The sequence below is a fragment of the Pseudomonas sp. DTU_2021_1001937_2_SI_NGA_ILE_001 genome, from assembly GCF_032463525.1.
GTDB lineage: Bacteria > Pseudomonadota > Gammaproteobacteria > Pseudomonadales > Pseudomonadaceae > Aquipseudomonas.
This window is the reverse complement of sequence record NZ_CP135971.1, coordinates 1395793-1422105: the sequence shown is the minus strand read 5'-3', so window position 1 is coordinate 1422105 and position 26313 is coordinate 1395793. Positions and strand designations below refer to the sequence as shown.

General features: G+C 64.3%; 23 protein-coding genes. 12 read left to right on the top strand and 11 right to left on the bottom strand.

Annotated features, from left to right (window positions below; translation table 11 throughout):
• Nucleotides 1-21 precede the first annotated feature (21 nt).
• From RRX38_RS05735 to RRX38_RS05700, 8 genes are all read right to left on the bottom strand, one after another.
• Nucleotides 22-3633 carry a transporter substrate-binding domain-containing protein gene (locus tag RRX38_RS05735; protein WP_315961874.1) on the bottom strand — a complete coding sequence of 1204 codons (3612 nt, stop codon included), beginning with the start codon at nt 3631-3633 and terminating at the stop codon, nt 22-24.
• 8 nt (nt 3634-3641) lie between these two features.
• On the bottom strand, nt 3642-4268 hold the full coding sequence (locus RRX38_RS05730) for a response regulator transcription factor (RefSeq protein ID WP_295479195.1): 627 nt from the start codon (nt 4266-4268) through the stop codon (nt 3642-3644).
• Between the two features lie 291 nt (nt 4269-4559).
• Nucleotides 4560-4961, bottom strand: coding sequence for a response regulator (locus tag RRX38_RS05725; protein ID WP_315961873.1), 402 nt, complete (start codon nt 4959-4961; stop codon nt 4560-4562).
• A 232-nt stretch (nt 4962-5193) separates the two neighbouring features.
• Complete coding sequence (locus RRX38_RS05720; protein WP_315961872.1) at nt 5194-6528, bottom strand: deoxyguanosinetriphosphate triphosphohydrolase; 1335 nt, start codon at nt 6526-6528, stop codon at nt 5194-5196.
• Nucleotides 6529-6784: 256 nt separating this feature from the next.
• Nucleotides 6785-7948 (bottom strand): EAL domain-containing protein, encoded by a 1164-nt coding sequence (locus RRX38_RS05715; protein WP_295479204.1) that lies wholly within the window; start codon nt 7946-7948, stop codon nt 6785-6787.
• Between the two features lie 92 nt (nt 7949-8040).
• Nucleotides 8041-8397: a hypothetical protein gene (locus tag RRX38_RS05710; protein WP_315961871.1), complete on the bottom strand. Its 357-nt coding sequence runs from the start codon at nt 8395-8397 to the stop codon at nt 8041-8043.
• Nucleotides 8394-8786 carry a phage holin family protein gene (locus RRX38_RS05705; RefSeq protein WP_295479209.1) on the bottom strand — a complete coding sequence of 131 codons (393 nt, stop codon included), beginning with the start codon at nt 8784-8786 and terminating at the stop codon, nt 8394-8396. The genes RRX38_RS05710 and RRX38_RS05705 overlap by 4 nt, the downstream gene beginning before the upstream one ends.
• Nucleotides 8787-8790: 4 nt before the next feature.
• Nucleotides 8791-9105: a YqjD family protein gene (locus tag RRX38_RS05700; RefSeq protein WP_295479212.1), complete on the bottom strand. Its 315-nt coding sequence runs from the start codon at nt 9103-9105 to the stop codon at nt 8791-8793.
• Nucleotides 9106-9444: 339 nt separating this feature from the next.
• Here RRX38_RS05700 and RRX38_RS05695 point away from each other — a divergent pair, with 339 nt between their 5' ends.
• The 9 genes from RRX38_RS05695 to pcaC all read left to right on the top strand — a co-directional run bounded on the left by RRX38_RS05695 (nt 9445) and on the right by pcaC (nt 17971).
• Complete coding sequence (locus RRX38_RS05695) at nt 9445-10653, top strand: ammonium transporter (protein WP_295479215.1); 1209 nt, start codon at nt 9445-9447, stop codon at nt 10651-10653.
• Nucleotides 10654-10896: 243 nt separating this feature from the next.
• Entirely contained in the window at nt 10897-11982 is a 1086-nt protein-coding gene (locus RRX38_RS05690) for an acyltransferase (protein ID WP_315961870.1), read from the top strand.
• A gap of 84 nt (nt 11983-12066) precedes the next feature.
• On the top strand, nt 12067-12306 hold the full coding sequence (locus tag RRX38_RS05685; RefSeq protein WP_295479451.1) for a glutaredoxin family protein: 240 nt from the start codon (nt 12067-12069) through the stop codon (nt 12304-12306).
• A gap of 16 nt (nt 12307-12322) precedes the next feature.
• Nucleotides 12323-13252 carry a pca operon transcription factor PcaQ gene (pcaQ, locus tag RRX38_RS05680; RefSeq protein ID WP_315961869.1) on the top strand — a complete coding sequence of 310 codons (930 nt, stop codon included), beginning with the start codon at nt 12323-12325 and terminating at the stop codon, nt 13250-13252.
• Between the two features lie 152 nt (nt 13253-13404).
• The gene (pcaH, locus tag RRX38_RS05675) at nt 13405-14124 is read left to right on the top strand and encodes a protocatechuate 3,4-dioxygenase subunit beta (protein ID WP_295479224.1); all 720 of its coding nucleotides are present in this window, start codon (nt 13405-13407) and stop codon (nt 14122-14124) included.
• A 10-nt stretch (nt 14125-14134) separates the two neighbouring features.
• Entirely contained in the window at nt 14135-14737 is a 603-nt protein-coding gene (gene pcaG / locus RRX38_RS05670) for a protocatechuate 3,4-dioxygenase subunit alpha (protein ID WP_295479227.1), read from the top strand.
• Between the two features lie 77 nt (nt 14738-14814).
• The gene (locus RRX38_RS05665; protein ID WP_315961868.1) at nt 14815-16164 is read left to right on the top strand and encodes an MFS transporter; all 1350 of its coding nucleotides are present in this window, start codon (nt 14815-14817) and stop codon (nt 16162-16164) included.
• A 44-nt stretch (nt 16165-16208) separates the two neighbouring features.
• Complete coding sequence (locus RRX38_RS05660; RefSeq protein ID WP_315961867.1) at nt 16209-17585, top strand: 3-carboxy-cis,cis-muconate cycloisomerase; 1377 nt, start codon at nt 16209-16211, stop codon at nt 17583-17585.
• Nucleotides 17582-17971 carry a 4-carboxymuconolactone decarboxylase gene (gene pcaC, locus RRX38_RS05655; RefSeq protein WP_295479235.1) on the top strand — a complete coding sequence of 130 codons (390 nt, stop codon included), beginning with the start codon at nt 17582-17584 and terminating at the stop codon, nt 17969-17971. Before RRX38_RS05660 ends, pcaC begins: the two co-directional genes overlap by 4 nt.
• A 103-nt stretch (nt 17972-18074) precedes the next feature.
• Here pcaC and RRX38_RS05650 read toward each other — a convergent pair whose 3' ends face one another.
• A complete protein-coding gene (locus RRX38_RS05650; protein WP_295479238.1) occupies nt 18075-19334 on the bottom strand; it encodes an OprD family porin in 1260 nt (419 codons plus the stop codon).
• A gap of 263 nt (nt 19335-19597) precedes the next feature.
• On the opposite strand from RRX38_RS05650, the gene RRX38_RS05645 reads away from it, so the two are divergent.
• On the top strand, nt 19598-20479 hold the full coding sequence (locus RRX38_RS05645; protein WP_295479241.1) for a DMT family transporter: 882 nt from the start codon (nt 19598-19600) through the stop codon (nt 20477-20479).
• A 114-nt stretch (nt 20480-20593) separates the two neighbouring features.
• Here RRX38_RS05645 and RRX38_RS05640 read toward each other — a convergent pair whose 3' ends face one another.
• The gene (locus tag RRX38_RS05640; protein ID WP_295479244.1) at nt 20594-21922 is read right to left on the bottom strand and encodes an MFS transporter; all 1329 of its coding nucleotides are present in this window, start codon (nt 21920-21922) and stop codon (nt 20594-20596) included.
• 594 nt (nt 21923-22516) lie between these two features.
• Between RRX38_RS05640 and quiC the strand changes: the two genes are divergently transcribed.
• Together quiC and RRX38_RS05630 are read left to right on the top strand one after the other, a co-directional pair.
• The gene (gene quiC, locus RRX38_RS05635; RefSeq protein ID WP_315961866.1) at nt 22517-24424 is read left to right on the top strand and encodes a 3-dehydroshikimate dehydratase QuiC; all 1908 of its coding nucleotides are present in this window, start codon (nt 22517-22519) and stop codon (nt 24422-24424) included.
• 110 nt (nt 24425-24534) lie between these two features.
• Nucleotides 24535-25203: a TetR/AcrR family transcriptional regulator gene (locus RRX38_RS05630; protein WP_315961865.1), complete on the top strand. Its 669-nt coding sequence runs from the start codon at nt 24535-24537 to the stop codon at nt 25201-25203.
• 46 nt (nt 25204-25249) lie between these two features.
• Here the strand turns inward: RRX38_RS05630 and RRX38_RS05625 are convergent, their stop codons facing one another.
• Nucleotides 25250-26110, bottom strand: a complete 861-nt coding sequence (locus RRX38_RS05625; RefSeq protein ID WP_410524868.1) for a shikimate dehydrogenase — start codon at nt 26108-26110, stop codon at nt 25250-25252.
• Between the last annotated feature and the right edge of the window lie 203 nt (nt 26111-26313).

Here is a 26313-nt window from a genome sequence, read left to right as displayed (position 1 = left end):
CTTGCCTGGTTGCGGGCCGGCTCACTGCGTACGCTGCAGGGTGTCGGCCAGGGCCTGCTCCAGGGCGGCCAGGGCGTCGAGCAGTTGCTGCTGGCAGCGTTGCACCTCGGCGTCTGGCGCATCCTGGTCGCAGGCCAGTTCCAGCGCTTCGCAGGCCTGTACCAGTGCTGTCGCGCTGACGATTCGTGCCGCGCCCTTGATGTGATGGGCCTTGTCGCGCAGCGCCGCCTTGTGTCCTTGCGTGTCCAGGCGGGCCAGGGCCTGGTGGTCTTCACGGTTGCTGTGCAGCAGTTGTTCCAGCAGGCGGCGGTTCAGTTCGGGGTGTCCGGCGCTGAGTTGTTCGAGGCTGGCCGTGTCGAACAGTGCGGCAGGCGCTTCGGTGGTCGGGCCCAGCTCGGCCAGCCGGGCGTTGAGAGTGCCCAGGCTGATGGGTTTGAACAGGCAGTCGTCCATGCCGGCAGCGCGACAGCGCTGCATCTCTTCAGGCTGCGCATTGGCGGTGAAGCCCCAGATGATGCAGGGCTCACGCTGTTCGGCCTGTTCCCGCACGCGTATCGCCCGGGTCAGTTCGTAGCCGTTCATTACCGGCATGTTGCAGTCGACCATCAACAGGTCGAAGCGACCCTGCTGCCAGAATTCCAGGCCCTGCTCACCTTGCTCGGCGGTTGCGCAGCGATGCCCGAGGTAGCTCAGTTGCTGGCTGAGCAGCAGACGGTTGGCCGGATGGTCGTCGACCACCAGTATGCTCAGCACCCGGACGCTGGGCATGGTCGGCAACGCTGCGGGAGACGGGACGCTTTCGGCATGCAGGAGCGCCAGGGGCAGCGTCAGGGTCACGCAGGTGCCCTGGCCCGGTTCGCTGTCCAGGGTCAGCGTGCCACCCATCATCTGGCACAGGCTGCGGCAGATCACCAGCCCCAGCCCGGCGCCGCTGCGGGCCATCTGTCCGGTGTTGTCGGCCTGTGCGAAGGGCTCGAAGAGCCGTGCACGATCTGCCGCACTGATGCCGATGCCGGTGTCCTGCACAGTCAGGTGCAGACAGGGCGAATCGCCGGGCGCCAGGCTCGCGCCGACGCGCACCTGGCCAGCCGGGGTGAACTTGATGGCATTGCCGATCAGGTTGGAGAGGATCTGCTTGAAGCGCAGCGGGTCGATGTGCACGTCGGTGTCGAGCTGCGCGTCGAAGTCCAGGCGCAGCTCCAGATGCTTCTGGCGCGCCAGGCCGTCGAACATGCGCACCACCGATTCGACGAGCTGGCGCAGGCTGGCCCGTTCCGGGGTCAAGGTCAGGTGGCCGGCTTCGATGCGGGCAATGTCGAGGATGTCGCCGATCAACTCGAGCATGCCCCTGGCTGAACTGTAGGCGACCTCCAGGGCAGGGCGGTCGAGCTGACCTTGTTCGGCGCGCCGCAGGGCCAGCTCGAGCATGCCGATCACGGCGTTCATCGGCGTACGGATCTCGTGGCTCATGGTGGCCAGGAAAGTGCTCTTGGCGCGGCTGGCGTTGTCGGCGCGGTCCTTGGCGGCCTGCAGGTCTTCGATCAGGCGGCGGCGTTCGCTGATGTCGATCCAGCCGCCGATGATGCCCTGCACCTCGCCGAGCGAGTCGCGAAACGGCAGGATCCAGTGGTAGATGGTCAGGCAGCGCCCGCCAATGTGCAGCGGGCGATCGAGCACCAGGGGGGTGCCGCTGTCCATCACCCGACGATAGTCCTGGGCGTAGGCCCGCGCTTCACTGGGGTCGCTCAGCACGCCGTCGGTGACGGTGTGGCCGATCACCTGATCGCGCCGGGCGCCGAAGGTTTCCAGATAGCTGTCGTTGCACAGGCGCAGGCGACCCTCGCGGTCGCGGACGTAGATCGGGTGGGGCGTGCCGTTGACCAGCGCGCTCATGAATTCGAGCTGGTCACTCAGCGCGCGTTCGGCGAGCTTGCGCTGGTGGATCTGCCGGCGCATCCAGGCGTTCCAGGCGAGCAGGACGAGCAGCAGCAGACCGGCGCCGGCGAGCACCCGGTAGACCCACGGGCGGTAGTCGTGGCCGCTGGCGGAGCTGTTGGTCCATGTGCGCCAGCGATCGTGGACGGCGGCCAATTCCTGGGGGGCGATGGCGAGCAGCGCCTTGTCGAGGATCGATGCCAGCTCCGGAGTGTCACGGCGACTGGCCAGGGTGATCAGTGCCGGGGCTTCCCCGGCAGTGGCGGTAATGTGCAGGTGCTGTTCGAACTCGGGTGAAGACAGCAGGTAGTTGGCGCTGAGCAGCGGCAGGACGGCGGCATCGACCTGTTCGCGTAACAAGGCTTGCAGGGCCTGCGTCGCACTGTCGAACGGCACCTGGACGATGCGTGGGTGCTGTCTGCTCAGCCAGGTGCGCAACATCCCGCTGCGGGCCACGGCCACCTGCCGACCGTCGAGCTGTTGAGGCAGACGCGGCTGTCGGTCGCCCTGGCGGGTGACCAGGACGAAGGAGTTTTCCAGGTAGGGGCGGCTGAAGGCCAGGCGCTCGGCGAGCGTCTGGCTGGGCAGCACGGCGCCGATCAGGTCGGCCTGGCCCTGCTCGACACGACGTAGCATGTCTTCCCGGCTGCTGCTGCGCTGAATGATGAACTGCAGGCCGGTGCGCAGGCGGATCATGTCCAGCAGGTCGGCAGTCACGCCGCGCAGATTGCCAGCGCTGTCGAAGAAGCTCAGCGGTGCGTCATGTTCATCGACCACCACGCGTACCTGGCGGTGGGCGGTGATCCAGGCCTGTTCGCGGGCGGTGAACTGCAATTGGCGGTCGCCCAGCCCCGGGTCGCTGCCCGCACTCCAGCGTCTGGCGATCTCGTTGCGGGTCTCGGCAGGAATGTCCTGCAGTACGCGGTTGACGATTTCCAGCAGGCGCGGGGCATCGCTGCGTACCGCAAAACCAAAGCCATCGGCCTCATGGCGGCCCAGGCTGGCGATGCGGATGTTGTTCAGGTAGCCATTGTTGATGAGGTAGCGGGTGGAGATGGCGTCGCCCAGGAATACGTCTGCCTGTCCGAAGGCCACGGCGTTGATCGCACTCTGGAACGAGGGATAGGTGTGCAGCTCGGCACCCGGATACTGGCTGCGGACCTGCTCCGGTGGCAGGTAGTGATAGGCCATGCTCAGGCGCATGCCGGCCAGCGTCTCGTCCGGCATGCGGGTGTCGCCGCTGTGGGTGACCAGCACCGGCTGGTCGGGCGCGTAGGGGCGTGACAGGCTGATGCCGCTGTCCACCGCCTCGAAGCGGTTGGCGCTGCCCAGCAGGTCGATGCGGCCCTGCTTCAGGGCCTCGATGGCCGCATTGCGGCTGTCGAAGCGGATCACCCTGACCGGCAGGTGCAGTGCCTGGGACAGAAGGCCGGCGTAGTCGGCGGTGATACCTTCGTAATCTTCGCCGGACAGGGTGATATCGAATGGTGGGTAGTCGGGCGCCGAGGTTCCCAGGAGCAACTCCGGACGGCTGTCCAGCCATTGCCGCTGGCGGGCATCGAGACGCGGCGTGGCTGCATCGATGCTGGCGCGGCCCAGCAGTTTGTAGCTGTCGAGGGCGGCGGCGCTGGGCAGCAGGCCCATGGCGAGCAGCAGGCAGGCGGCAAGTTTGATGATGGCGTCGAAATGCCTGGACATGAATGTGCTCACACCAGTGAGTTGCGTTTTGCCATGTCGATGAGTTCCACCAGCGTGCGGGTTTTCAATTTCTGCATGAGGCGGGTCTTGTAAGTGCTGACAGTCTTGTTGCTGAGGAACATTCCCTTGGCGATTTCCTTGTTCGATCGTCCCTGGGCAAATAACTGCAGTACCATCAATTCGCGATCATTGACCAGTTTGAACAGTTCGATCTCGCTGGGTTGGCCATCTTCCCGAGGGGGTGGATTCAATGCCTGGCTGGGAAAGTAATTGTAGCCGGACAATACCGCCTTGACCGAACTGAGCAGTTCGCTGAGGTCTTCCTGCTTGCAGACATAACCAGCTGCGCCGGATTGCATGCAGCGGATGGCGAACAGTGCGGGTGTCTGCGAGGTCAGCACCAGAATCTTGGACGGCAGGCCCATGGCATTGAAGCGGGCCAGCACTTCCAGGCCGTCGAGCTTGGGGATGCTGATGTCGAGGATGATCAGGTCCGGCGTGCATTCACGCACCATCTGCATGGCGTCCACGCCGTTATCGGTCTCGCCGACCACCTGGTAGTTTTCGTTCTCGAGCAACATGCGAACGGCCAGCCGAATGACCGGATGATCGTCGATGATAAACACAGAGTTCATAAGTCAATCCATACAAGGCAACGAAGAAAGCGCGCACATTAGCTCAGATGTTCGACAAGTCACATGAATGAAAGGGCGGTGTGGATATATATAGGAAAGTTCCTACATTAATTGGCGTATCGACGTACGAGATACTGCCTGGTTATACAAATCTGGTTTAAATGGTTTAATCGTTATTGCCTGTTTTCGGATGGGCTTTTGCTATTGAAGGATCCTTTTCGGCCGTTCGGAAAGTTCGGTGAGGTGACGATCGGGGCATGTAGAGGTGCCGACGGAGCCTGGTGCGTTACTTCAGGTGTCGGTCTCGGGCAGGTTGGCGAGCAGCCTGGCCAGGTCGGGGCCATGCAATGGCTTGCTCAGGCAACCCAGCAGCGGGATGCCCCGTTGCCGGGCGTTGGCGCCCAGGGCCTGCAAGGCTTCATCGTCCACGCCGCTGAGCAGGATTGCCTGTCTGACCATTGCCTTGCGCCAGGCCTGGTCGATGAGTTCCAGGCCCGGCAGGTCGGGCAGCCCCTGGTCGCACAGCAGAAGGTCGAAAGGCTCTTCGCTGCGCTGCATCGCGCTGAAGGCTTCCGCGGCGTTCAAGGCTGGGGTCAGCAGGAAATGGCCCTGGTTGTTGAGCAGGACCTGAATGGAGATCAGCTGGAAGGGGTGGTCTTCCACGAGCAGGATCCGCAGGTTTTGTCTGGGCATCGGGGTTCCGGGAGGCTTGGAGGCAAACCGACCGCTGGCCTGTGTGGAGCAAATGCCTGGCCGATGCTCGGTAAGCCAGGCCGGCGGGCGATGAGGGGTGGTGTCGAGTGGCGGGATTATTCAGAAAGCTTTGCCGGCAGGGCGATAAGGTATTTCCGACTGGTCTGTAGGAATTGTCTGAAGATAAGGGGGCAGGGCGGCCATGGGCCGCTCCGCCGTTGCCGGCCAGGGGTCAGCGATGCGGGCCGGCGCCGCCGGTCATTTCCAGGGCCATTTCGCTGGCGTAACTGTCGGTCATGCCGGCGATGAAGTCGATCATGCGCAGGAAGGCGCTGTGCAGTGAGGCATCCGGTGCCGGCGCGCTCTTGCCCAGCAGGTCGAGAATGCGTCGGTGCTTGAACGACGGCGTACGGCCCCCGCACTGTTCCACGGCGGCCCCGCAGAAGGCGTTTAGCAGGACCTCCAGCGTGGTGTAGGCGCCGATCTCATGCAGGGTCTTGCGCTTGTCCTGGAAGATCTTCTTGCGTGCCATGTCCTTGGCATTCAGCACGCAGCGCTTGGCCGGGCCATGCATGTGTTCGACCAGGTCGCCTTCCAGATGGCCGGCCAGCAGCGCGTCCTGTTGTTCGACGAAAGCCCGGGCGGCGGCGTTGGTCAGGTGCTCGATGGCCTTGCCGCGCAGGATCGCCAGCTTGCGCCGTCGCGAGTCGTCCGCGCCCAGCTGGCGATAGGTGTGCGGCAGGTCGTCACCGACCAGGTCGAGCAGCAGTGCCTCGACCTCGGCGTACTGCAACAGGTCCATTTCCAGGCCATCTTCCAGGTCGATGAGGGCGTAGCAGATGTCATCGGCGGCCTCCATCAGGTACACCAGCGGATGGCGCGCCCAGCGCTGGTCCTCGACCTGAGGAATGCCGAGTTTGTGGGCGATCTGTTCGAGAATCGGCAGCTCGCTCTGGTAACAGCCGAACTTGTGTTTCTTGTAGCCTTGGGCGTCGGCGTGGCGGGCGGTCCAGGGGTACTTGAGGTAGGTGCCCAGGGTCGCGTAGGTGAGGCGCATGCCACCGTCGAACTGGTGATACTCGAGCTGGCTGAGCACCCGCAGGCCTTGCGCATTGCCTTCGAAGCTCAGGAAATCCTGGCGCTCCGCTTCGCTCATGCCGTCGAGCCAGCCGCGTCCTGCAGCCTGCTTGAACCAGTTGCGGATCGCGTCTTCGCCGGAATGGCCGAAGGGCGGGTTACCGATGTCGTGGGCCAGGCAGGCCGACTGCACGATCATTCCCAGGTCGCTCGGCTCGCACCAGTCGGGCAGGCTGTCGCGCAGGGTTTCGCCGACACGCATGCCCAGCGAGCGGCCCACGCAGCTGACTTCCAGCGAGTGGGTCAGGCGGGTGTGGATGTGGTCATTGCTGGACATCGGGTGGACCTGGGTCTTGCGCCCCAGGCGGCGGAAGGCGCCAGAGAAGATGATCCGGTCGTGGTCCTTGTGGAATGGGCTGCGGCCCAGCTCTTCGGAGCTGTGCAGCGGTTTGCCGAGTCGTTCGCGGTTAAGCAGGGTCTGCCAGTCCAAGGCCGTCGCTCCGTCAGTACGAGAAACCCTAGCTTCCGGGTTCGACGCCCGGCCTGCAAGGGTTTCAATCTGATCTCAGGCGGCCTGTCGGGTTTCGTGCGCCAGGTTTCGTAGCAAAAGTGTCTGCGCTCGGCCATGCGGCGTTAATCGCCTGTTTCGACTCGCTGACGCTCGCCCTGCGGGCCAGCCTGCGGCCGTTACTCGCTGTGCTCGTTGCGCCTTGCCTGACTTTCGCTCGCCGGCTTTTCGTACAAAGCTAAAGACCGGCGGCGTCCACATCGATCAGCAGCAGCCGCTGGTCGGCACCGAAGAACTGGCCGGCGGTCAGGCAATACTGGTTGGTGGTCGCGTCGCGGTAGGTGTTGGACAGGATCAGCCGGCGCTCTTCCCAGCCCTCGGCCAGCAAATGGTAGAAGTACGGGCGCCACGACCAGTTGTGGCCCACGTAACGTGCGTCGCTGTGCCAGGCTCCGTTGCGCCACTCTAGGTTGGGGGTCATCTGCGTGCCGTGGCGGTCGCACTGGTAGAAGCGCAGCAGCCAGGGGTAGTCGCGCGGTTGCGGTAGTTCGTTGAGCGGGGCCTGGTTCAGCGCCCAGCGGCGCAACAGGCTCATCAATTGCGCCAGCTGGCGGCGCAGGTTCATCAACCGCGCGCGTTCGGCCACCTTGTGCAGCACATAGCGGTCACGCAGCTCGGCGAAATCCTGGATGAAGCGCTCGGCACCGAAGAACTGCGGTTCGGCGCGGGCGAACAGATACCCCTGCACGTAGCGCGCCCCGCATTCCAGGGCGAAGTGCAGTTCGGCTTCGGTCTCCACGCCTTCGGCGATGATCCAGCAGCCGGTCTTTTCCGCCATCAGTGCCAGTGCCCGCACCACCTCGCTGCTCGGGCCGCCACGGGCCGCCGACTGGAACAGGCGCATGTCGAGCTTGAGAATGTCCGGCTGCAGGGCCAGAACCCGGTCGAGTTGCGAATAGCCGGCGCCGAAATCGTCGATGGCGATACGCGCGCCGGCCTGCCGGTAGCGGTCGACCACCTCGTTCAGGCGTTGGCTGTCGCCACTCAACTCGGTGATCTCGAACACCACGCGTTGCGGCGGCACGTCATGCTGGCGAAGCTGTTCGAGGCTGGGCAGGGGCGCGCCAGGCTCCAGGCTGCTGATCCAGCGCGGCGACATGTTCAGGCTCAGGAACCAGTCTTGCGGCGCTTCGTGAAGGCGCGCCAGAGCGTCGTCACGCAGTTGCCTGTCGAGCTGCAGCAGAGCGTCGGCCGGCAAGTCCGGGTCATTGAACAGCGGGCCCACCGAATGCAGCTGGCCAGTCCCGTCGCGCAGGCGGCCTAGCGCTTCGATACCTGCAATCCGGCCGGTCGCGGTATCGATGAACGGCTGGAAACAGGCGATGGGTTGCCCATGGATCACATGGTGCTCCTTGAAAGTCCACAAAAAAGCCGCGCGACGGAGGTGACCGAAGCGCGGCTGATATGCATAGCAAGATTACAGCCAAAATGCCATCAGGGTTTGCCAGCCCTCCGGCTTTGGATGGCCATTCGAATCAGTGGCATCAGGGCAACCCCTAGCCGGACTATGCGTGCCAGGCCACTGGACGTCCTGGCTCGGTCGCCCTTGCCGGCGCCGCGCCCGCTGAGAAAGCCCAGCAGGGCCACCGCGCCCACGCCCCACAATGGCGCATGACGGATGCCCAGCGAGCCCGGCAGACCCTGCGCCATGCCGCGCACGCGCCGCAAAGGCTGCAGCAATTGCGTCGATTCGTGACGGATTTCCTGGCGATGCATTTCCATGCGCAAGCGCACGAGCGCCTTGCGCAGTTCACGCCGCGTATTGCCTTGGTGGGACTTCGGTTCACTCATGGCAGCAGTCGCTCACGGTCGTTGGCCAGCTCTTCGAGGGTAGCGCTGAATGGCGACGATTCATCGAAAATCGCGGCTTTCAGGCGCAGGCCGAAGAACAACGCAGCCAGGAAATAGAACACGCACAGGCCGATGATGCCGACCAGGCGATAGCTGTCCCACAGTACGATCAGCAACAGTGCCGAGAGCCCGGTGAGCAGTAACAGGGCGAATACCAGGGTCAGGCCGGCGAACAGCAGCAGGCTGACGCTGCGCGCTTTCTGTTCCTGCAGCTCGATGCCGAACAGTTCGACGTGGCTGTGCAGCAGCCCCAGGAAGGCCGCACCCAGTCTTTTCGGCGATGAGCCGCCTGGCGCTTCGCCGGTGGGGGATTCGCTGTCGGGTTTCATGGGCTCAGCGCCTCGAGGCCAGCAAACCGATCAGGAAACCTACGCCCGCAGCGATGCCCACCGACTGCCAGGGGTTGCTCTGCACATAGTCTTCGGTGGCCTGCACGGCGGCTTCGCCGCGTTGGCGCAGGGAGTCTTCGGTCAGCTTGAGCGTCTCGCGGGCACGCAACAGGCTTTCGTGGATCTGGTCGCGCAACTGGTCCGCCTGCTCACCGGCGAGCGAGGCGGTGTGTTCGAGCAGTTTCTCGGTATCGGCCACCAGGGTCTGGAAGTCAGCCAACAGGACTTCCTGGGCGGTCTGTGCGGTGCGTCGGGCCATGGTGTTCTCCATGCAATGGCGTGTCTGGGGTGAGAGTAGACGCTGGCACGGAAGGTTCACTCCAATTGCCGGCAGGCTCTCTCGCAAGGGCTGGTACAGGAATTGCTTCGCCGTGGTGCGTCGGGTGTTCCCGCTGCGCCAAACCAGCGCGCTGAAGCCGGGCCACCTTACGTCAAAACTCCAATAACCGGGAAATGTCCTGAGCTTTTTTCACTTCATGCCCCGCGTCGGGGCATCGCCTAGGGATCGGCATGCCAGCTCTGCGCTCCAGTTCGGTGCGCTCTGGTTGAAGAGTGTTTCGCTTTGGTGCTTTCCAGAACTTGCAGGTCTGCCTTCGCAATGGAAAATGTGCACAGCGCTGTGGACACCCTGGTCCATAGCTCCAATACCCTGTTTCTGCTGCTTGGCGCGGTCATGGTCCTGGCCATGCACGCCGGCTTCGCCTTTCTTGAGGTCGGCACTGTCCGGCAGAAGAATCAGGTCAACGCCCTGTCGAAGATCCTCAGCGACTTCGCCGTGTCGACGGTGGTGTATTTCTTCATCGGCTACTGGGTCGCCTACGGCGTGAATTTCATGCAGCCCGCAGCGGTGATCAACGCCGACCACGGCTATGCACTGGTGAAGTTCTTTTTCCTGCTGACCTTCGCTGCGGCGATTCCAGCGATCATCTCGGGGGGGATCGCCGAACGCGCACGCTTCGTGCCGCAGCTGTGTGCGACGGCGCTGATCGTGGCCTTCGTCTATCCGTTCTTCGAGGGCCTGATCTGGAACGGCAACTTCGGTCTGCAAGCCTGGCTGCAAGCGCGTTTCGGCGCCAGCTTCCATGACTTCGCCGGCTCCGTGGTGGTGCACGCCATGGGCGGCTGGCTGGCCCTGGCCGCCGTGCTGCTGCTGGGTTCGCGCCATGGCCGTTACCGGGAGGGCCGACTGGTGGCCTACCCGCCATCGAGCATTCCTTTCCTGGCCCTGGGCTCATGGATCCTCATCGTCGGCTGGTTCGGCTTCAACGTCATGAGTGCCCAGACCCTGCCGGCGGTCAGTGGCCTGGTGGCGGTCAACTCGCTGATGGCCATGGTTGGCGGTACCGTGGCGGCCCTGGTGGTCGGGCGCAATGACCCGGGCTTCCTGCACAACGGCCCGCTGGCCGGGCTGGTTGCCGTATGTGCCGGCTCCGACCTGATGCACCCGGTCGGTGCGATGGTCACCGGCGCACTGGCCGGTGCCTTGTTCGTCTGGTGCTTCACCGCCGCCCAGGTGCGCTGGAAGATCGACGACGTGCTGGGTGTCTGGCCGCTGCATGGCCTGTGTGGCGTCTGGGGCGGCATCGCCTGCGGGATCTTCGGTCAGGAGGCGCTGGGTGGGCTGGGCGGGGTCAGCCTGACCAGCCAGCTGATCGGCAGCCTGCTGGGGGTGCTGGTGGCGTTGGCCGGCGGTTTTGCGGTGTATGGACTGCTCAGGCTGACCGTGGGCCTGCGCTTGACCCAGGAGCAGGAGTACTACGGCGCCGACCTGTCGATCCACAAGATCGGTGCGGTCAGCCAGGATTGATTCCGAGCCAGTAGGACCGGCTTTAGCCGGGAAGCTGTTTTGAAGCTTTTCCCGGCTGAAGCCGGTCCTACGCTCACCTGAGCCGTCGTAGGGTTCGCCGCCGGTTCCGGGCTGAGCAGCGCAAGTCACCGTGGGGGCTTCCATAATCCTGGCCCTTGGCTATGCTCTAGCGCCATGACGAGGGGGGAATGCTTCCCCGGTGACAGGCAACACCGGCCGAGGGCCGGGTGCGATGGAGTGGGCATGGAGCGGCTGTTTTCCCTGCAAGGGCTCAGGGGCGTTGCGGTGTTGGGCGTGGTGCTGTTCCACATGACCTCGGTAGAAGCCAAGTATTCCGGCGGTGACCGGCTCCTGCCGCAGTGGCTGGAGTTCTTCCAGCTGGGCGTCGACCTGTTCTTCGTGATCAGCGGTTTCGTCATGGTGATCGTCAGCCGCGGGCGCTTTCAGGATGGCCGCGAGGCGCAGCGCTTCCTGTATAACCGGGTGTCGCGCATCTACCCCACCTACTGGCTCTACTACTTCATCACCCTGGCGGTGTACCTGGTGCAGCCGGGCATGGTCAACAGCGGCCATGGCGAGTCCAACCTGCTGGCTTCTTTCCTGCTGTTGCCCAGTGACAAGGTGCTGCTGGTGATGGTGGCCTGGTCATTGGTCTTCGAATTGTGGTTCTACCTGGTGTTCAGCGCCTTGCTGCCCTGGCAGGAGCGCCGCCTGCCGATGTTCCTGGCGCTGTGGGCGGTGGTGCTGGTGGCGTTCAACGCCATGCAGGACTGGCAGGACTATTCACCGGTGGTGCAGATCATCCTGCACCCCTATGCGCTGGAGTTCATCGCTGGGGCGGCGTTGGCGCTGTTCTTCTACAGCCCGGCCAGCGCCAGGCTGCCCGACCGCCTGGTGTGGGCGCTGCTGGGGCTGGCAGCGCTGCTGGGCGTGCCGCTGATCGGCTACCTGCAGCTGTTCGAAGGTCATGGCCTGGCGCGCATGCTGGTGGTCGGCGTGGTGTTCGGCACCCTGGTCCTGGCCACGGCACTGCTGGAGCGCCGTGGCCTGCTGAGCCCTACGCCAGCACTGGTTGCCGTCGGCGACATGTCTTACACGGTCTACCTTTCGCACTTGCTGGTGCTCGGTGTGATCGGCCGTGTGTGGCTGTGGTGGGGCGGCTCGCCGCTGAGCCTGCTGGACAATTTCTTGTTTGCGCTGCTGATGCTCGCGGCGGTCCTGTGCTATGGCTGGGTTGGCTACCGCTGCTTCGAAAAGCCGGTACTGGATCGCGCCAACGCTTTCAGCAAGCGGTACTTCGGGCAGCGTCGGGCGCTGGCGCAGTCCTGATGCGAGTTTCAGCTCGCCCAGGCGCCGGGCAGGACCTAGAATGAGCACTCGTTCATGTCTGCTCTGGTGGTCAAGGTGTCTCCCATGCCTCCTGAATGCCGGTTGTTCGGCACCGTGGGTTGCCATCTTTGCGAGGTGGCCGAGTCGGTGTTGATGCCGCTGGTCGAACATGGCCTGCTGGTCGAACTGGTGGATATCGCCGAAGACGAGCATCTGGCCGAAGCCTATGGTTTACGTATCCCGGTATTGCGCCGCGTCGATAACGGCGCAGAATTGGACTGGCCGTTCGACACTGAACAGGTGGCCGGCTTTTTGACTTCTTGAGCCGGACAGGCCCGCCTTGAATATCGATACCCGCATCAAGTACCGCCATCTGGTGTGCTTTCTCGAAGTGGCCCGCCAGGGCAGTCTGGCCAGGGCGGCTGACCAGTTGGCAATCAGTCAGCCGGCGTTGTCCAAGGCGCTCAAGGAGCTGGAAGGGCTGCTCGGTGCCACGCTGTTTCTGCGGGGCAAGCAGGGCGCGCAATTGTCCGAGGCCGGGGTGGCGTTCATGCGCTTTGCCGGACCCAGCGTCCAGGCCCTGCGTGAGGGCGTCAACAGCCTGCGTTCCGGAGAGCATGAGACCGCCACGGTGCGCCTCGGTGTGCTGTCCACCGCCGAAAGCCTGCTGATGCCCGAGGTGCTGACCCGTCTGCATGCGCGTCACCCGGCGCTGGTCATCAGCGTGATGACCGGGCCCAGCGCCTACCTGCTTTCGCAGCTGCGCGTCGGCGAGCTGGACCTGGTGATCGGGCGCATGACCGACAGCCCGCAGATCCAGGGGCTGAGTTTCGAACACCTGTACAACGAATCCATGACCCTCGTGGTACGTCCCGGCCACCCGTTGCTGGCTACGCCATTACGCCGCGAGTGTCTGCAGGACTACCCCTGGGTGCTGCCGCTGGCAGGCACCACCATTCGCGCCTTCGCCGACAGCCTGTTCGTGCAGCATGCCATCCAGCCCCCGCGCCAACGCCTGGAGACCCTGTCGCTGACCCTGAGCCGCCGCTACGTGGAGCGCAGCGACGCCATCTGGATCGCGCCGCGCGATGCCGTGCTGCAAGAGCTTCAGGAGGGCGCCATGTGTGAGCTGGACATGGGCATGCGTGAAGCGGGCGGCTCCATCGGCCTATGCAGCAACCCCGCAGTGCCGCTGTCGCGCGCAGCGCTGTGGTGCGTGGAGCAACTGCGCGAGGTGGGTGGCGCTTATCGCGAGGGCGCGTACGCCTGATTATCCATAACCAAATGGTTATGGATTGGCGCTGTTTTTTCAGTTTTCGCAACCTTGGCCACACGGGACACTGCGTCCAGCGTGAAGCGTCGCCCTCTGTCGCCGTAGGGCACGCCAGCGATTCCATAACAACAACGCCAAGGACACCCGCCATGTCTGTTGCCGACAACAGCCGTTTCGTCATTCGTGACCGGAACTGGCACCCCAAAGCCCTGACGCCTGACTACAAGACCTCCGTGCTGCGCTCGCCGCGCCAGGCGCTGGTCAGCATTCCCCAATCGATTTCCGAAACCACCGGCCCGGACTTCTCGCACCTGGTCTTCGGCCGCCACGACAACGACCTGCTGCTGAACTTCGATCACGGTGGCCTGCCCATCGGTGAGCGCATTCTGGTTGCCGGGCGGGTGGTGGACCAGTATGGCAAGCCGGTGCCCAACACCCTGGTAGAGATCTGGCAAGCCAACGCCGGTGGCCGCTATCGCCACAAGCGCGACAGCTACCTGGCGCCCATCGACCCGAACTTCGGCGGCGTGGGCCGCACCCTGACCGACCGTGACGGCAATTACAGCTTCCGCACCGTCAAGCCAGGCCCGTACCCATGGCGCAACGGCCCCAACGACTGGCGCCCGGCGCACATCCATGTGTCGGTGAGTGGTCCGGCCATTGCCACCCGGTTGATCACCCAGCTGTATTTCGAAGGTGACCCGCTGATTCCGCTGTGCCCGATCGTCAAGTCGATTGCCGACCCTGACGCCGTGCAGAGCCTCATCGCCCGCCTGGACATGGGCATGGCCAACCCGATGGATTGCCTGGCCTACCGCTTCGACATCGTGCTGCGTGGCCAGCGCCAGACCCATTTCGAGAATCGCTGAGGAGCCCGCCATGCCTGTTCAATTGCTGCCGGAAACGCCGTCGCAGACCGCCGGCCCCTATGTGCACATCGGCCTGGCCCTGGAAGTGGCCGGCAACCCGACTCGTGAACTGGAGATCTGGAACCAGCTGGCCAAACCCGGTGCGCCGGGCGAACACATCCTGTTGCTGGGCAACGTGTTCGATGGCAATGGCCAACTGATCCGCGATGCCTACCTGGAGTTCTGGCAAGCCGATCATCAGGGCAACTATGACCCCACCTACGACCCGGCGCGGCCGTTCAACGGCTTCGGGCGCACCGCCACCGATGACGACGGCGTCTGGCGCCTGCACACCGTCAAGCCGGGCGTGGTACGCAACGCCGCTGGCGTGCCGATGGCGCCGCACCTGAACGTGTCGCTGTTTGCCCGCGGTATCAACATCCACCTGCATACCCGCCTGTATTTCGACGACGAGGCCGCTGCCAACGCCGCCGACCCGGTGATCAACCTGGTGGAACAGGCCCAGCGTCGGGAAACCCTGGTCGCGCGGCGTTGCACGGTGGACGGCCAACTGGCCTACCGTTTCGACATTCGTGTGCAGGGAGAAGGGGAGACGGTGTTCTTCGACTTCTGAGCCATTGCGCGTGCACCCCAGGCACCTGTCGAACGCGGCAGGTGCCTTTCCGTCATATAAGAACAAAAGGAAATCCCATGACGCTTGCCAAGAACGAGTCCGGGGGCGTGACCCTGGATGTGCAGCGCTTCATCAACGAACAGCCGCTGTCTGCCTATCAGTGGCGAGTCGTGGTGCTGTGCTTTCTGATCGTCTTTCTCGACGGCCTGGACACCGCTGCCATGGGCTTCATCGCCCCGGCGCTGAGCCAGGACTGGGGTATTCCACGTTCCAGCCTCGGCCCGGTGATGAGTGCCGCACTGATCGGCATGGTCTTCGGTGCCTTGGGCTCCGGCCCCTTGGCCGACCGCTTCGGGCGCAAGCTGGTGCTGGTCGGTGCGGTGTTTCTGTTCGGTCTGTTCAGCCTGCTGTCGGCCTACAGCACAAGCCTCGACCAGTTGCTCGTGCTGCGCCTGCTCACCGGTGTCGGCCTGGGGGCGGCGATGCCCAATGCGACGACACTGCTGTCCGAATACACCCCTGAGCGTCTCAAGTCGTTGCTGGTCACCAGCATGTTCTGCGGCTTCAACCTCGGTATGGCCAGTGGCGGGTTCGTCTCGGCCAAGCTGATTCCGGCCATGGGCTGGCACAGTCTGTTGCTGCTCGGCGGCATCCTGCCGCTGGTCCTGGTGCTGGCCCTGGCGTTGTGGCTGCCGGAGTCGGCGCGCTTTCTGGTGGTCAGCAATCGCGGTGCCGACAGGGTGCGCCGGGTTCTGGCGCCCATCGCCCCGCAGGCCATGGCCGGGGTCACGGCGTTCAGCGTGCCCGAGCAGGCCAGCGTGTCGAGTCGCAATGTGCTCAAGGTGGTGTTCTCCGGTACTTACAGCGTCGGTACCGTGCTGCTGTGGCTGACCTATTTCATGGGCCTGGTGATCGTCTACCTGCTGACCAGCTGGTTGCCGACCCTGATGCGCGACAGTGGCGCGAGCCTGGAGCAGTCGGCGATGATCGGCGCGCTGTTCCAGCTCGGCGGGGTGCTCAGTGCGGTGGGTGTGGGCTGGGCCATGGACCGCTACAACCCGCACAAGGTGATCGGCATTGCCTATGCCTTGGCCGGCGTATTCGCCTGGTTGGTGGGCAAGAGCCTGGACAGCGTGCTGCTGCTGGCCAGCCTGGTGCTGGTGGCCGGCATGTGCGTCAACGGTGCGCAGTCGGCGATGCCTTCGCTGGCGGCGCGTTTCTACCCGACCCAGGGGCGCGCCACCGGGGTTTCCTGGATGCTCGGCATCGGCCGTTTCGGTGCGATTCTCGGTGCCTGGGCCGGGGCGACCCTGCTGGGTCTGGGCTGGAATTTCGAGCAGGTGCTGACCGCGCTGATCGTACCGGCCTCGCTGGCGGCGCTGGCCGTTTTGCTCAAGGGTCGTTTCAGCCATGCGGATGCCACTTGAGCGTGCAGCGCGCACCATGAACAGTCTTCAACGGGAGCCATGATTTGAGCACACCGAGCAATCAACTATTCGACGCCTATTTCACCCAGGCGCCGATGCGTCGGATCTTCTGCGATGCCGGGCGGCTGCAGGGCATGTTGGACTTCGAGGCCGCGCTGGCGCGTGCCGAGGCGCGCACCGGGCTGATCCCCCAGGCGCTGGTGGCGGATATCGAGGCGCAGTGCAAGGCCGAGCTTTACGACTTCCAGGCCCTGGCCGTGGCCATCGGCAGTGCCGGCAATTCGGCGATTCCGCTGGTCAAGGCCTTGGGCAAGCGCATCGCTGCGCACAACCCTGAAGCCGAGCGCTACGTGCACATGGGCGCGACCAGCCAGGATGCGATGGACACCGGGCTGGTGCTGCAGCTGCGCCAGGTCATCGGCCTGCTCGATCAGGACCTGGAGCGCCTCGCCGATGCCCTGGCGACCCAGGCGCAGCGCCATGCGGATACCCCCTTGGCCGGACGTACCTGGTTGCAGCAGGCGACGCCGGTGACCCTGGGCATGAAGATCGCCGGCTGGCTGGGAGCGGTCACCCGCCACCGGCAGCGCCTCGCCGAGCTGCGCCCGCGCGTGCTCAGCCTGCAGTTTGGTGGCGCTTCCGGCAGCCTGGCGGCGCTCGGCGAGTCGGCGTTCGAAGTCGCCCAGGCACTGGCTGAGGAGCTGCAACTGCAACTGCCCGAACAGCCCTGGCACACCCAGCGTGACCGGCTGGTGGAGTTCGCCAGCCTGTTGGGCCTGATTGCCGGCAGCCTGGGCAAGCTGGGCCGCGACCTCAGCCTGCTGATGCAGACTGAAGTGGGCGAGGTGTTCGAGCCGGCCGCGCCGGGCAAGGGAGGGTCATCGACCATGCCGCACAAGCGCAACCCGGTGGCCGCAGCGGTGCTGATCGGCGCCGCGACGCGCGCGCCAGGGTTGGTCGCGACCATGCTTGCGGCCATGCCCCAGGAGCACGAGCGCAGCCTGGGGCTGTGGCATGCCGAATGGGAGACCTTGCCGGAACTCTGCTGCCTGGTATCCGGCGCATTGCAGCAGGCATTGCTGGTGGTGCCCGGGCTGGAGGTCGACGCGGCGCGCATGCGCACCAATCTGGAGTCCACCCAGGGGCTGGTGCTCGCCGAGGCGGTGAGCATCGCCCTGGCCCAACGCATTGGCCGCGATGCCGCTCACCATCTGGTCGAGCAGAACTGCCGACGCGCCGTGCAGCAGGGCACGCATCTACGCCAGGTGCTGGGCGCCGATGCCGAAGTCGCCGCGCAGTTGTCCGCCGACGAGCTGGACCGCCTGCTCGACCCGGCCCACTACTTGGGCCAGGCGCGCCGCTGGGTCGCGCGTGCCGTGGCCGAACACCAACATTTCAATGCTTCGAGGACATCCGCATGAACGAAAAGGAACGCTATGAAGCCGGCATGCAGGTACGCCGCGCGGTACTGGGCGATACCCATGTCGACAACAGCCTGAAGAAACTCACGCCATTCAACGAAGAATTCCAGGAAATGATCACCCGGCATGCCTGGGGCGACATCTGGACCCGCCCGGGCCTGCCGCGGCACACCCGCAGCCTGGTGACCATTGCCATGCTGATCGGCATGAACCGCGAAGGCGAGTTGCGCCTGCACCTGCGGGCGGCAAAGAACAATGGCGTGACCCGTGACGAAATCAAGGAAGTGCTGATGCAGAGCGCGATCTATTGCGGCATTCCGGCCGCCAACGCGACCTTCCACATGGCCGAGGAGGTGTGGGACGAGTTGGGCGTGGAATCGCTCTGAGTCTCGTGGCTGCCGCCGCGCCCGAGCGGGGTGAGGCAGCCAGCGTACAGGCATGAAAAAAGCCTGCCAGGATCACTGGCAGGCTTTTTCGTATCGACAGCGGTCAGAGGATCGACAGCGGGTAGCTGATGATCACGCGGTTCTCGTCGAACTGGTTGGTGCTGAAGTCGCGGCGCATGGTCGAGTTGCGCCATTTGACGCTCAGGTTCTTCAGGCTGCCTTGCTGGAACACATAGGCCAGCTCGGTCTCCCGCGCCCACTCCTTGCCGTCGGTGATGGCGCCGGTATGTACGTTGTCACCCTTGATATAGCGGTTCATCAGGGTCAGGCCAGGTACGCCCAGGGCGCCGAAGTCCAGGTCGTTACGCACCTGCCAGGAGTGCTCCTTGGCGTTATCGAAACTGGAGTTGTAGCTGTCGTTGGCCAGGGTGCCGCCGCTGGTGCCGTTTACGCGCATCCACAGGCTGTCGCCGCTGACTTTCTGCAGGCCGACATAAAAGGTGCTGAAACCGTAGCGAGCCGAGAGCATGGCCGACCAGGTCTTGTTGTCCAGGCTGCCGGCCAGCGACTGACCATCGTCTTTGCCGATGAAGTAGCCGAGGTTGGCGCCAAGGGTCCAGTCGCCCAGCGGCTGGCTGTGCACCAGGTTGTAGTACTGCTGGTGGTAGATGTCTTCCAGCTGCGCGTACCAGGCGCCGACCTGGGTGCGTTTTTCGTTGAAGGTGTATTCGCCCCCGGCGAAGTTGAAGCGGTCGGAGGTGAAGCCGGCCCGGCCGTTCATGAACATCGCCTGCATGCTGGCATCGTTGCGCGGGCTGTTGTCGCGGAACTGGCCGCCGTACAGGGTCACGCCGTCGATTTCCCGGGAGGTGATCTGCGCGCCCTGGAAGGTCTGGGGCAGCGAGCGGCCATCGTCGGAGCGCAGGATCGGCAGCACCGGCATCCATTCACCGACTTTCAATTCGGTCTTGGAAAAACGCATCTTGCCGGCGACGGCCAGGCGCCCGAAGTCGTCGGCCGGACGGCCATCGTCGTGGATCGGCAGCAGCTGGGTGCCGCCCGACCCCTTGCCGCCGTCGAGCTTGAGCGAGTACATGCCCAGGACATCGACACCGAAGCCGACCGTGCCCTGGGTGAACCCGGAGCGCGCATCGAGGATGAAACTCTGGGTCCATTCCTGGGCGCCATTCTGGGCGTTGGCCGGGTCGACGAAGTTGCGGTTGAAGAAGAAGTTGCGTAGGTTCAGACCGACCTTGGCGTCGTCGACGAAGCCGGCGGCCTGGCTGGCCAGTGGAAACAGGGTGGTGGCGGCGAACAGCGCGCAGAGGCTGCCCTGGGTTTTGCGGGGTTGGAGAAAGCGCATTGGCTTGAGCCTTTTTTGTAGTTATAGGTGAAGTGAGTCGCGAAGGGTGTCACTCGGGGAAATACTGCGGGGCATGGGTCTGGCCTGCAATTGATCGAAAACGGTTTTGGGCGATTATCGCACGTTAATTAACTGGTTAGAACATAATGGGCGAGACGCCGCGCCTGCGGGCTGAGACGCTTGTCCGACGGGGGCTGCATCCAATGTTCAGGCCCGCCGCTTTTTTCATCTGCTGCCGTTTCATGCCTGCCTAAGGAAGACCGATGAGCACGACCAGCACGCCATTGTCCGGCGTCAACCATCCTCTCAAGGGAATCAGCTTCATTCTCCTGGCGACCTTTCTGTTCGCCAGTCACGACACCCTTTCCAAGTACCTGTCCGGGTTCTACCCGGTGATGTTGGTGGTCTGGGCGCGCTACCTGGTGCATACCCTGCTGATGAGCTGCATTTTCATGCCGTCGTCCGGCCTGCGGGTGCTGCGTACCAAGCGTCCGCTGTTCCAGATATTGCGCGCCCTGGCGCTGCTCGGCACCAGCCTGCTGTTCACCAGCAGCCTGCTGTTCATTCCCCAGGCCGAGGCTACGGCGGTCAACTTCCTGGCGCCCTTGCTGGTGACTGCGCTGTCGGTGCCGCTGCTGCGCGAGCAGGTCACCCGGGGCCAGTGGATCGCGGTGATCGTCGGCTTTTCCGGGGTGCTGATCATCATCCACCCCGGTGGCGAGCTGTTCACCCCGGCGATCCTGTTGCCGTTGTCCTCGGCGTTGTGCTTTGCCCTGTACCAGTTGCTGACCCGGCTGGTCAGCCCCTATGACAGCCCCACCACCAGCAACTTCTTCGCCGGGCTGTTCAATACCCTGGTGATGAGCGCACTGGTGCCGTTCTTCTGGGTGACCCCGGAACTCAAGCACTGGCCGTTCCTGCTCGCCCTGGGCGGCTGTGGCATGGCTGCCCACCTGCTGCTGACCCAGGCATTCCGCTACGCCGCGCCGGCGATGCTGGCACCGTTCAGCTACTGCCAGATCGTATTCGCCGGGCTGCTGGGCTGGCTGGTGTTCTCCCACATGCCGCCCCTCGATGCGCAGGTCGGCATCGCCATCATCTGCCTCAGCGGCCTGGCCGCTGCCTGGCAGCAACGCAAGCGTTGAGGCGCTGATCGGAGCGGCCCATTCTCGATTGGCGTAACGGCCAGCACGCAGCCCTGCAAAAACAAAGGCCCGGTGACGTTCGCCACCGGGCCTTTGCCTTGCCTGCCGGGTTGATCAGTCTTTCAGGTCCGGCACTTCCCGCGGTGCCATGAAGTACATCCAGGTCAGGGCGATGAAGTACATCGACGGAATCAGCATGAACAGAATGCTGTAGTTATTGTTGGTGGCGGTGAGGACCGCTCCCACGATCTGGGTCATGAACATGCCACCGATCGCCGCGCACATTCCGCCGAAGCCGAACACCGTGCTCATCAGGTGCTTAGGCGTGTAGTCCATCACCAGGCTCCAGATGTTCGCGGTCCAGGCCTGGTGCGCGCCGACCGCCAGGGCGATGGCCAGTACCGCGACCCATAGGCCGCTGGCGTTGGCGGCGAACACCACGCTGCAGATGGTCAGGGCGAAGGTCAGCATCGACACCAGGCGCGCCTTGCTGGGCTTCATGCCGCGACCGATCAGCCAGGACGACAGCACGCCGCCGCCAATGCTGCCGAAGTCGGCGGTCAGCCAGATGAGAATCAGCGGGATGCCCATTTGCGTCACGCTGATGCCCAGGCTGTATTGCTGGTTGAGAAACGGCGGCAGCCAGTACAGGTAGAACCAGAACACCGGTGCGGTGATCGAGTAGGCCAGGGCGAAGGCCCAGGTGCCGCGCATCTTGAGAATGTGCGAGAACGGCACCTTGACCGGCTCGGGCTCTTTCGCCTGGTTGATGTAGTCCAGCTCGGCCTTGCTGACGGTCGGGTGCTCTTCAGGGTTGTAGTACTTCAGGCGCCAGGCCACGACCCAGAACAGGCCCAGGAAACCCATGGCCAGGAATGCCGCTTGCCAGCCCCAGACGCTGAGGATGATGGGCAGCAGGGCGGGGGTGATCATCGCACCGACGTTGGTGCCGGCGTTGAAGATGCCGGTGGCGACCGCACGCTCGCCGGCCGGGAACCACAGCCGGGTGGTCTTCACGCAGGCCGGGTAGTTGGCCGCTTCGGTCAGGCCGAGGATGAAGCGGCAGACCATGAAACCGACTGCCGAGGTGGCCAGGCCGTGGGCGCCGGTGGCGACGCTCCATAGCAGCACGGCGAGGAAGAAGGCGCGCTTGACGCCGACCTTGTCGATAAAGCGACCCTGCAGCAGGAAGCCGACGGCATAGCCGACCTGGAACCAGAAGTTGATGTTGGCGTAGTCCATGGTCGTCCAGCTCATTTCCTTGGCCAGGATAGGCTGCATGACACCCAGGGCGGCGCGGTCGATGTAGTTCAGGGTGGTGGCGAGAAACACCAGGGCGAGCATGCCCCAGCGGGTCTTGCCCACGGCCATGGCGCCGCGGATCTTGTCGCCGATGCCGGCGCGTGCGGCGCTGGCCAGGGGGTTGGTCTGTGTGTTGAGCATGATGGTTCGATCATCCGTTCCAGGACTGCGCCATGGGCGCCAGCCGGACTGAGAAACAACTCGCTGTACCGCAGACCGTCAGGCCGGTTCTGTGTCGTCGCCATCGGGGGCCTTGGACCCAGGGGCGTGGCGCAGGGGCTGACGCGAGGAGCGAGCGCGCAAGAATGCTGCAGGCGATCCGAGTTGACCAGTTAAATGGTCGAACAGGTTCGTCTGTTGGAAGTCTCAGTGGGTGGAAGCGTGCGTGCGGGAGAGTCGGGGAGGGCGCGCATGAGCAGTATCCTGTTCTTGAAATTGTTATGGAGGTTCATCGGGCACAGCGACAAACAAGGCAGAACGAGACGAAAGGGTCAGGCTGATTCGTCACACTGCGAAACAGATGTTGTGCGTTGCGCAAATCGCCGTCAATCAAGCATTTTGGGTTTTGTTCGATAAACGAACGAAAAACTAACCGGTTCGTACATAACAGGTTGCCTGTGACAGGCGGCATGCGAATACTGAAAACTTGCCCGTTCTGCGTCCAGGCCCTTGGCCTGGCAGGCGGCGCGATCTAGTGGCGGCCCCTGAGCCGCGCTCGTCCAGGAGTACAATAATATGCAGCGTTCCATTGCCACCGTTTGCCTGAGCGGTACCTTGCCTGAAAAGCTCGAAGCCATCGCCGCGGCCGGTTTCGACGGTGTCGAGATTTTCGAAAACGACCTTCTGTACTACGACGGCAGCCCGCGTAACGTGCGGCAGATGTGCGCCGACCTGGGCCTGGCCATTACCCTGTTCCAGCCGTTCCGCGATTTCGAGGGCTGCCGCCGCGACCGCCTGCAGCGCAACCTCGACCGTGCCGAGCGCAAGTTCGACCTGATGCAGGAGCTGGGTACCGACCTGGTGCTGGTGTGCAGCAACGTCGCCGCTGACTCCCTGGGCGAGCGCAGCGTGCTGCTCGATGACTTGCACCTGCTGGCCGAACGCGCCGATGCCCGGCGCCTGCGCATCGGCTATGAGGCGCTGGCCTGGGGACGGCACGTGAATACCTGGCAGCAGGTCTGGGACCTGGTGCAGGCCGTTGACCATCCGGCACTGGGTGTCTTGCTCGACAGCTTCCACACCCTGTCGCTGAAGGGCGACCCCAGCGCCATCGCGCAGATTCCCGGCGACAAGATCTTCTTCGTGCAGATGGCCGATGCACCGCTGCTGGCCATGGATGTGCTGGAGTGGAGCCGGCACTTCCGTTGCTTCCCCGGGCAGGGCGAGTTCGACCTGGCGGGCTTCCTCGCACCGATCCTGCGCAGTGGCTACACCGGCCCGCTGTCGCTGGAGGTGTTCAACGACGGTTTCCGCGCCGCACCGACCCGCGCCAATGCCGCCGATGGCTTTCGCTCGCTGCTTTATCTGGAAGAGAAGACCCGTCAACTGCTGGCCGAGCAGGACGCGGCGGTCGAGCCGCAACTGCTGTTCAATCCGCCGCCGGCCAGCCCGCTGGACGGTATCGAGTTTCTCGAATTCGCGGTCGACGAAGACCACAGCGCACGCCTGCAGGGCTGGCTGGAACGGCTGGGTTTCGCCCGGTTGGGTAAGCACCGCTCGAAGGCGGTGAAGCTCATGGGGCAGGGCGATATCCGTATTGTGCTCAACGCCGAGCCCTATTCCTTTGCCCACGGTTTCTTCGAAGCCCATGGCCCGTCGCTGTGCGCCACGGCCTTGCGCGTCGCGGATGCACCGCAGGCCCTGGAGCGAGCGCGGGCCTTCAAGGGCCAGCCGTATCGCGGCCTGGTCGGTCCCAACGAGCGCGAGGTGCCAGCGGTGCGAGCGCCGGACGGCAGCCTCATCTACCTGGTGGACCGCGCCGAGCCGGGGCAGTCGATCTACGACAGCGACTTCGTCATCGACAGCGCCGCGCTGCCCCAGGGCAGCCTGCAGCGTATCGACCACATGGCCATGGCCCTGCCGGCCGACAGCCTGGACAGCTGGGTGCTGTTCTACAAAGGGCTGCTGGACTTCGAGGCCGACGATGAGGTGGTACTCCCCGACCCCTATGGGTTGGTGAAGAGCCGCGCACTGCGCAGCCGCTGCAGCAGCGTGCGCCTGCCGCTGAACATCTCGGAGAACCGCAACACGGCCATCTCCCACGCGCTGTCCACCTATCGCGGCTCTGGCGTGCATCACATCGCGTTCTCGTGCGAGGACATCTTCGCCGAGGTGCGGCGTGCCAAGGAGGCCGGTGTGCCGCTGCTGGAGATTCCGCTGAACTACTATGACGACCTGGCGGCGCGCCTGGATTTCGACGACGAGTTCCTCAGCGAACTGGCCTACTACAACGTCCTTTATGACCGCGACAGCCAGGGTGGCGAGCTGTTTCACGTGTACACCGAGGCGTTCGATGGGCGCTTCTTCTTCGAAATCATCCAGCGCAAGAACGGCTACGCTGGCTATGGCGCGGCCAACGTACCGGTGCGCCTGGCCGCCATGGCCAAGGCCCGCAGCGGCGCCGCGCCCAAGGCCCGTCTGTAGGGCGCTTGTCTGCCCCCGCCGCCCGGCACGTACCGGGCGTTGGCGGTGGGCTTCCACGCACCGGCGCAGGGCTTCATAATCGCCGGCTAAACCGTGCTCGTGAGCCAATAATGAATACAATGACCGACTCCGCCGCGCCGCCTGCCGACACGCTGCGCAAGAGCCGCAAGAACAACCCGGAAAAGACCCGCGAAGACATCCTTCAGGCGGCCGTCGCCGAATTCGTAGCCCGTGGCCTGTCCGGGGCGCGGGTCGATGCCATCGCCGAGCGCACCCGCACATCCAAGCGGATGATCTACTACTACTTCGGCAGCAAGGAAGAGCTCTACGTCCAGGTGCTGGAGAAGCTCTACGGCGACATCCGTACCACCGAAGGGCACCTGCACCTCGACGACCTGGAGCCCCACGCGGCGATCCGTCGCCTGGTGGAGTTCACTTTCGATCACCATGACCGCAACGTCGATTTCGTGCGCATCGTGTGCAACGAGAACATCCTCAATGGCGAGAACGTCAAGCAGTCCGAGGCCATCCATGCGCAGAGCCTGAACATCATCCGCACCCTGGACGCCATCCTGCGGCGCGGCGAAGCCAGTGGGGTATTCCGCGAAGGCGTGGATGCGGTGGACCTGCACATGCTGATGACTTCGTTCTGCTTTCATCGCGTGTCCAATCGTCACACCCTGGGGGCGATCTTCAAGATCGAACTGGCTGACGAACAGATCAAGCAGCGCCACAAGACCATGATCTGCGACTCGGTGCTGCGTTACCTGCAGCGTTGAGTACAAGGCCGTGCCCCGCAGCTTGACGGGGCGCGACCGGCGCGGTTCAGGCCGGCATGGAATGGAAGTGCGCCATCATCCGTTCGGCGTCAGCGGCCTGGCCGGTGAACAGTTCGAATGCCTTCACCGCCTGGAACACCGCCATGGTGGTGCCATCGAGGGTGCGGCAGCCCAACTGACGGGCCTGGCGCAGCAACTCGGTCTCCAGCGGGAAGTAGATGATGTCCGCGACCCAGAGTCCGCCGTGCAGCAGTTCGCCGGGCAGGGGCATGCCGGGCAGCTTGGCCATGCCCACTGGCGTAGTGTTGACCAGGCCGTCGGCGGCAGCCAGGGTGCTGGCCAGGTCATGACCCACCTGGGCACGGCCGCTGCCGAAATGCGCGTTGAGGTTGTCGACCAGGGCGCGGGCGCGCTCGCTGTCCACTTCGAAGATACTCAGGCGTTCGACGCCTTCGCTCAGCAGTGCGTGGGCTACAGCCGCGCCGGCACCTCCGGCACCCATCTGTACCACCAGGCGACGCGCAGCGCCGTCCAGTCCGCGCTTGAAGCCCTCGCCGAAGCCCAGGCAATCGGTGTTGTGGCCGATGCGCTTGCCATCCTTGAACACCACGGTGTTGACCGCGCCGATGCCACGGGCCTCGGCCGATAGCTCATCGAGCAGCGGAATGACCGCCTGCTTGCAGGGGAAGGTGATGTTCAGACCAGTGAAGCCGCTGGTGCGTGCGCCTTCGAGCAGGTTGGGCAGGGCGTGGCTGTCCAGGCCCAGCGCATCGATGTCGATCAGCCGGTACAGGTAGCGCAGGCCTTGTGCGTCGCCCTCATGCTCATGCAGCGCCGGGGTGCGCGAAGCCTGGATGCCGGCACCGATCAGGCCGACGAGCACGGAAGGTCGTTGAATCTGGCTCATGGGAAACTCTCTTGTTGTTGTACGGCACCGCTCGGGCTGAGCGCCCGCGTGGGTGCAGGATGCGTGTCGAGGAATGTACCAGATGGTTAATAGGCGCGCATGGGGCGTTCCAGAGCCTGCCGCGGAATCTGTTCGCTGATCGCCCAGTCTGCGTTTGGCCGACGGCAGTCGCCTGGCGCGCAGGCTTCAGGGATAATCGGCGC

What these genes read in the sequence shown, in the direction of transcription:
- RRX38_RS05735 (WP_315961874.1), bottom strand. Translation starts at nt 3,633, where the DNA reads ATGTCCAGGCATTTCGACGCCATCATCAAACTTGCCGCCTGCCTGCTG.
- RRX38_RS05730 (WP_295479195.1), bottom strand. Translation starts at nt 4,268, where the DNA reads ATGAACTCTGTGTTTATCATCGACGATCATCCGGTCATTCGGCTGGCC.
- RRX38_RS05725 (WP_315961873.1), bottom strand. Translation starts at nt 4,961, where the DNA reads ATGCCCAGACAAAACCTGCGGATCCTGCTCGTGGAAGACCACCCCTTC.
- RRX38_RS05710 (WP_315961871.1), bottom strand. Translation starts at nt 8,397, where the DNA reads ATGAGTGAACCGAAGTCCCACCAAGGCAATACGCGGCGTGAACTGCGC.
- RRX38_RS05705 (WP_295479209.1), bottom strand. Translation starts at nt 8,786, where the DNA reads ATGAAACCCGACAGCGAATCCCCCACCGGCGAAGCGCCAGGCGGCTCA.
- RRX38_RS05700 (WP_295479212.1), bottom strand. Translation starts at nt 9,105, where the DNA reads ATGGCCCGACGCACCGCACAGACCGCCCAGGAAGTCCTGTTGGCTGAC.
- RRX38_RS05695 (WP_295479215.1), top strand. Translation starts at nt 9,445, where the DNA reads ATGGAAAATGTGCACAGCGCTGTGGACACCCTGGTCCATAGCTCCAAT.
- RRX38_RS05690 (WP_315961870.1), top strand. Translation starts at nt 10,897, where the DNA reads ATGGAGCGGCTGTTTTCCCTGCAAGGGCTCAGGGGCGTTGCGGTGTTG.
- RRX38_RS05685 (WP_295479451.1), top strand. Translation starts at nt 12,067, where the DNA reads ATGCCTCCTGAATGCCGGTTGTTCGGCACCGTGGGTTGCCATCTTTGC.
- pcaH (WP_295479224.1), top strand. Translation starts at nt 13,405, where the DNA reads ATGTCTGTTGCCGACAACAGCCGTTTCGTCATTCGTGACCGGAACTGG.
- pcaG (WP_295479227.1), top strand. Translation starts at nt 14,135, where the DNA reads ATGCCTGTTCAATTGCTGCCGGAAACGCCGTCGCAGACCGCCGGCCCC.
- RRX38_RS05665 (WP_315961868.1), top strand. Translation starts at nt 14,815, where the DNA reads ATGACGCTTGCCAAGAACGAGTCCGGGGGCGTGACCCTGGATGTGCAG.
- pcaC (WP_295479235.1), top strand. Translation starts at nt 17,582, where the DNA reads ATGAACGAAAAGGAACGCTATGAAGCCGGCATGCAGGTACGCCGCGCG.
- RRX38_RS05650 (WP_295479238.1), bottom strand. Translation starts at nt 19,334, where the DNA reads ATGCGCTTTCTCCAACCCCGCAAAACCCAGGGCAGCCTCTGCGCGCTG.
- RRX38_RS05645 (WP_295479241.1), top strand. Translation starts at nt 19,598, where the DNA reads ATGAGCACGACCAGCACGCCATTGTCCGGCGTCAACCATCCTCTCAAG.
- RRX38_RS05640 (WP_295479244.1), bottom strand. Translation starts at nt 21,922, where the DNA reads ATGCTCAACACACAGACCAACCCCCTGGCCAGCGCCGCACGCGCCGGC.
- quiC (WP_315961866.1), top strand. Translation starts at nt 22,517, where the DNA reads ATGCAGCGTTCCATTGCCACCGTTTGCCTGAGCGGTACCTTGCCTGAA.
- RRX38_RS05630 (WP_315961865.1), top strand. Translation starts at nt 24,535, where the DNA reads ATGAATACAATGACCGACTCCGCCGCGCCGCCTGCCGACACGCTGCGC.
- RRX38_RS05625 (WP_410524868.1), bottom strand. Translation starts at nt 26,110, where the DNA reads ATGAGCCAGATTCAACGACCTTCCGTGCTCGTCGGCCTGATCGGTGCC.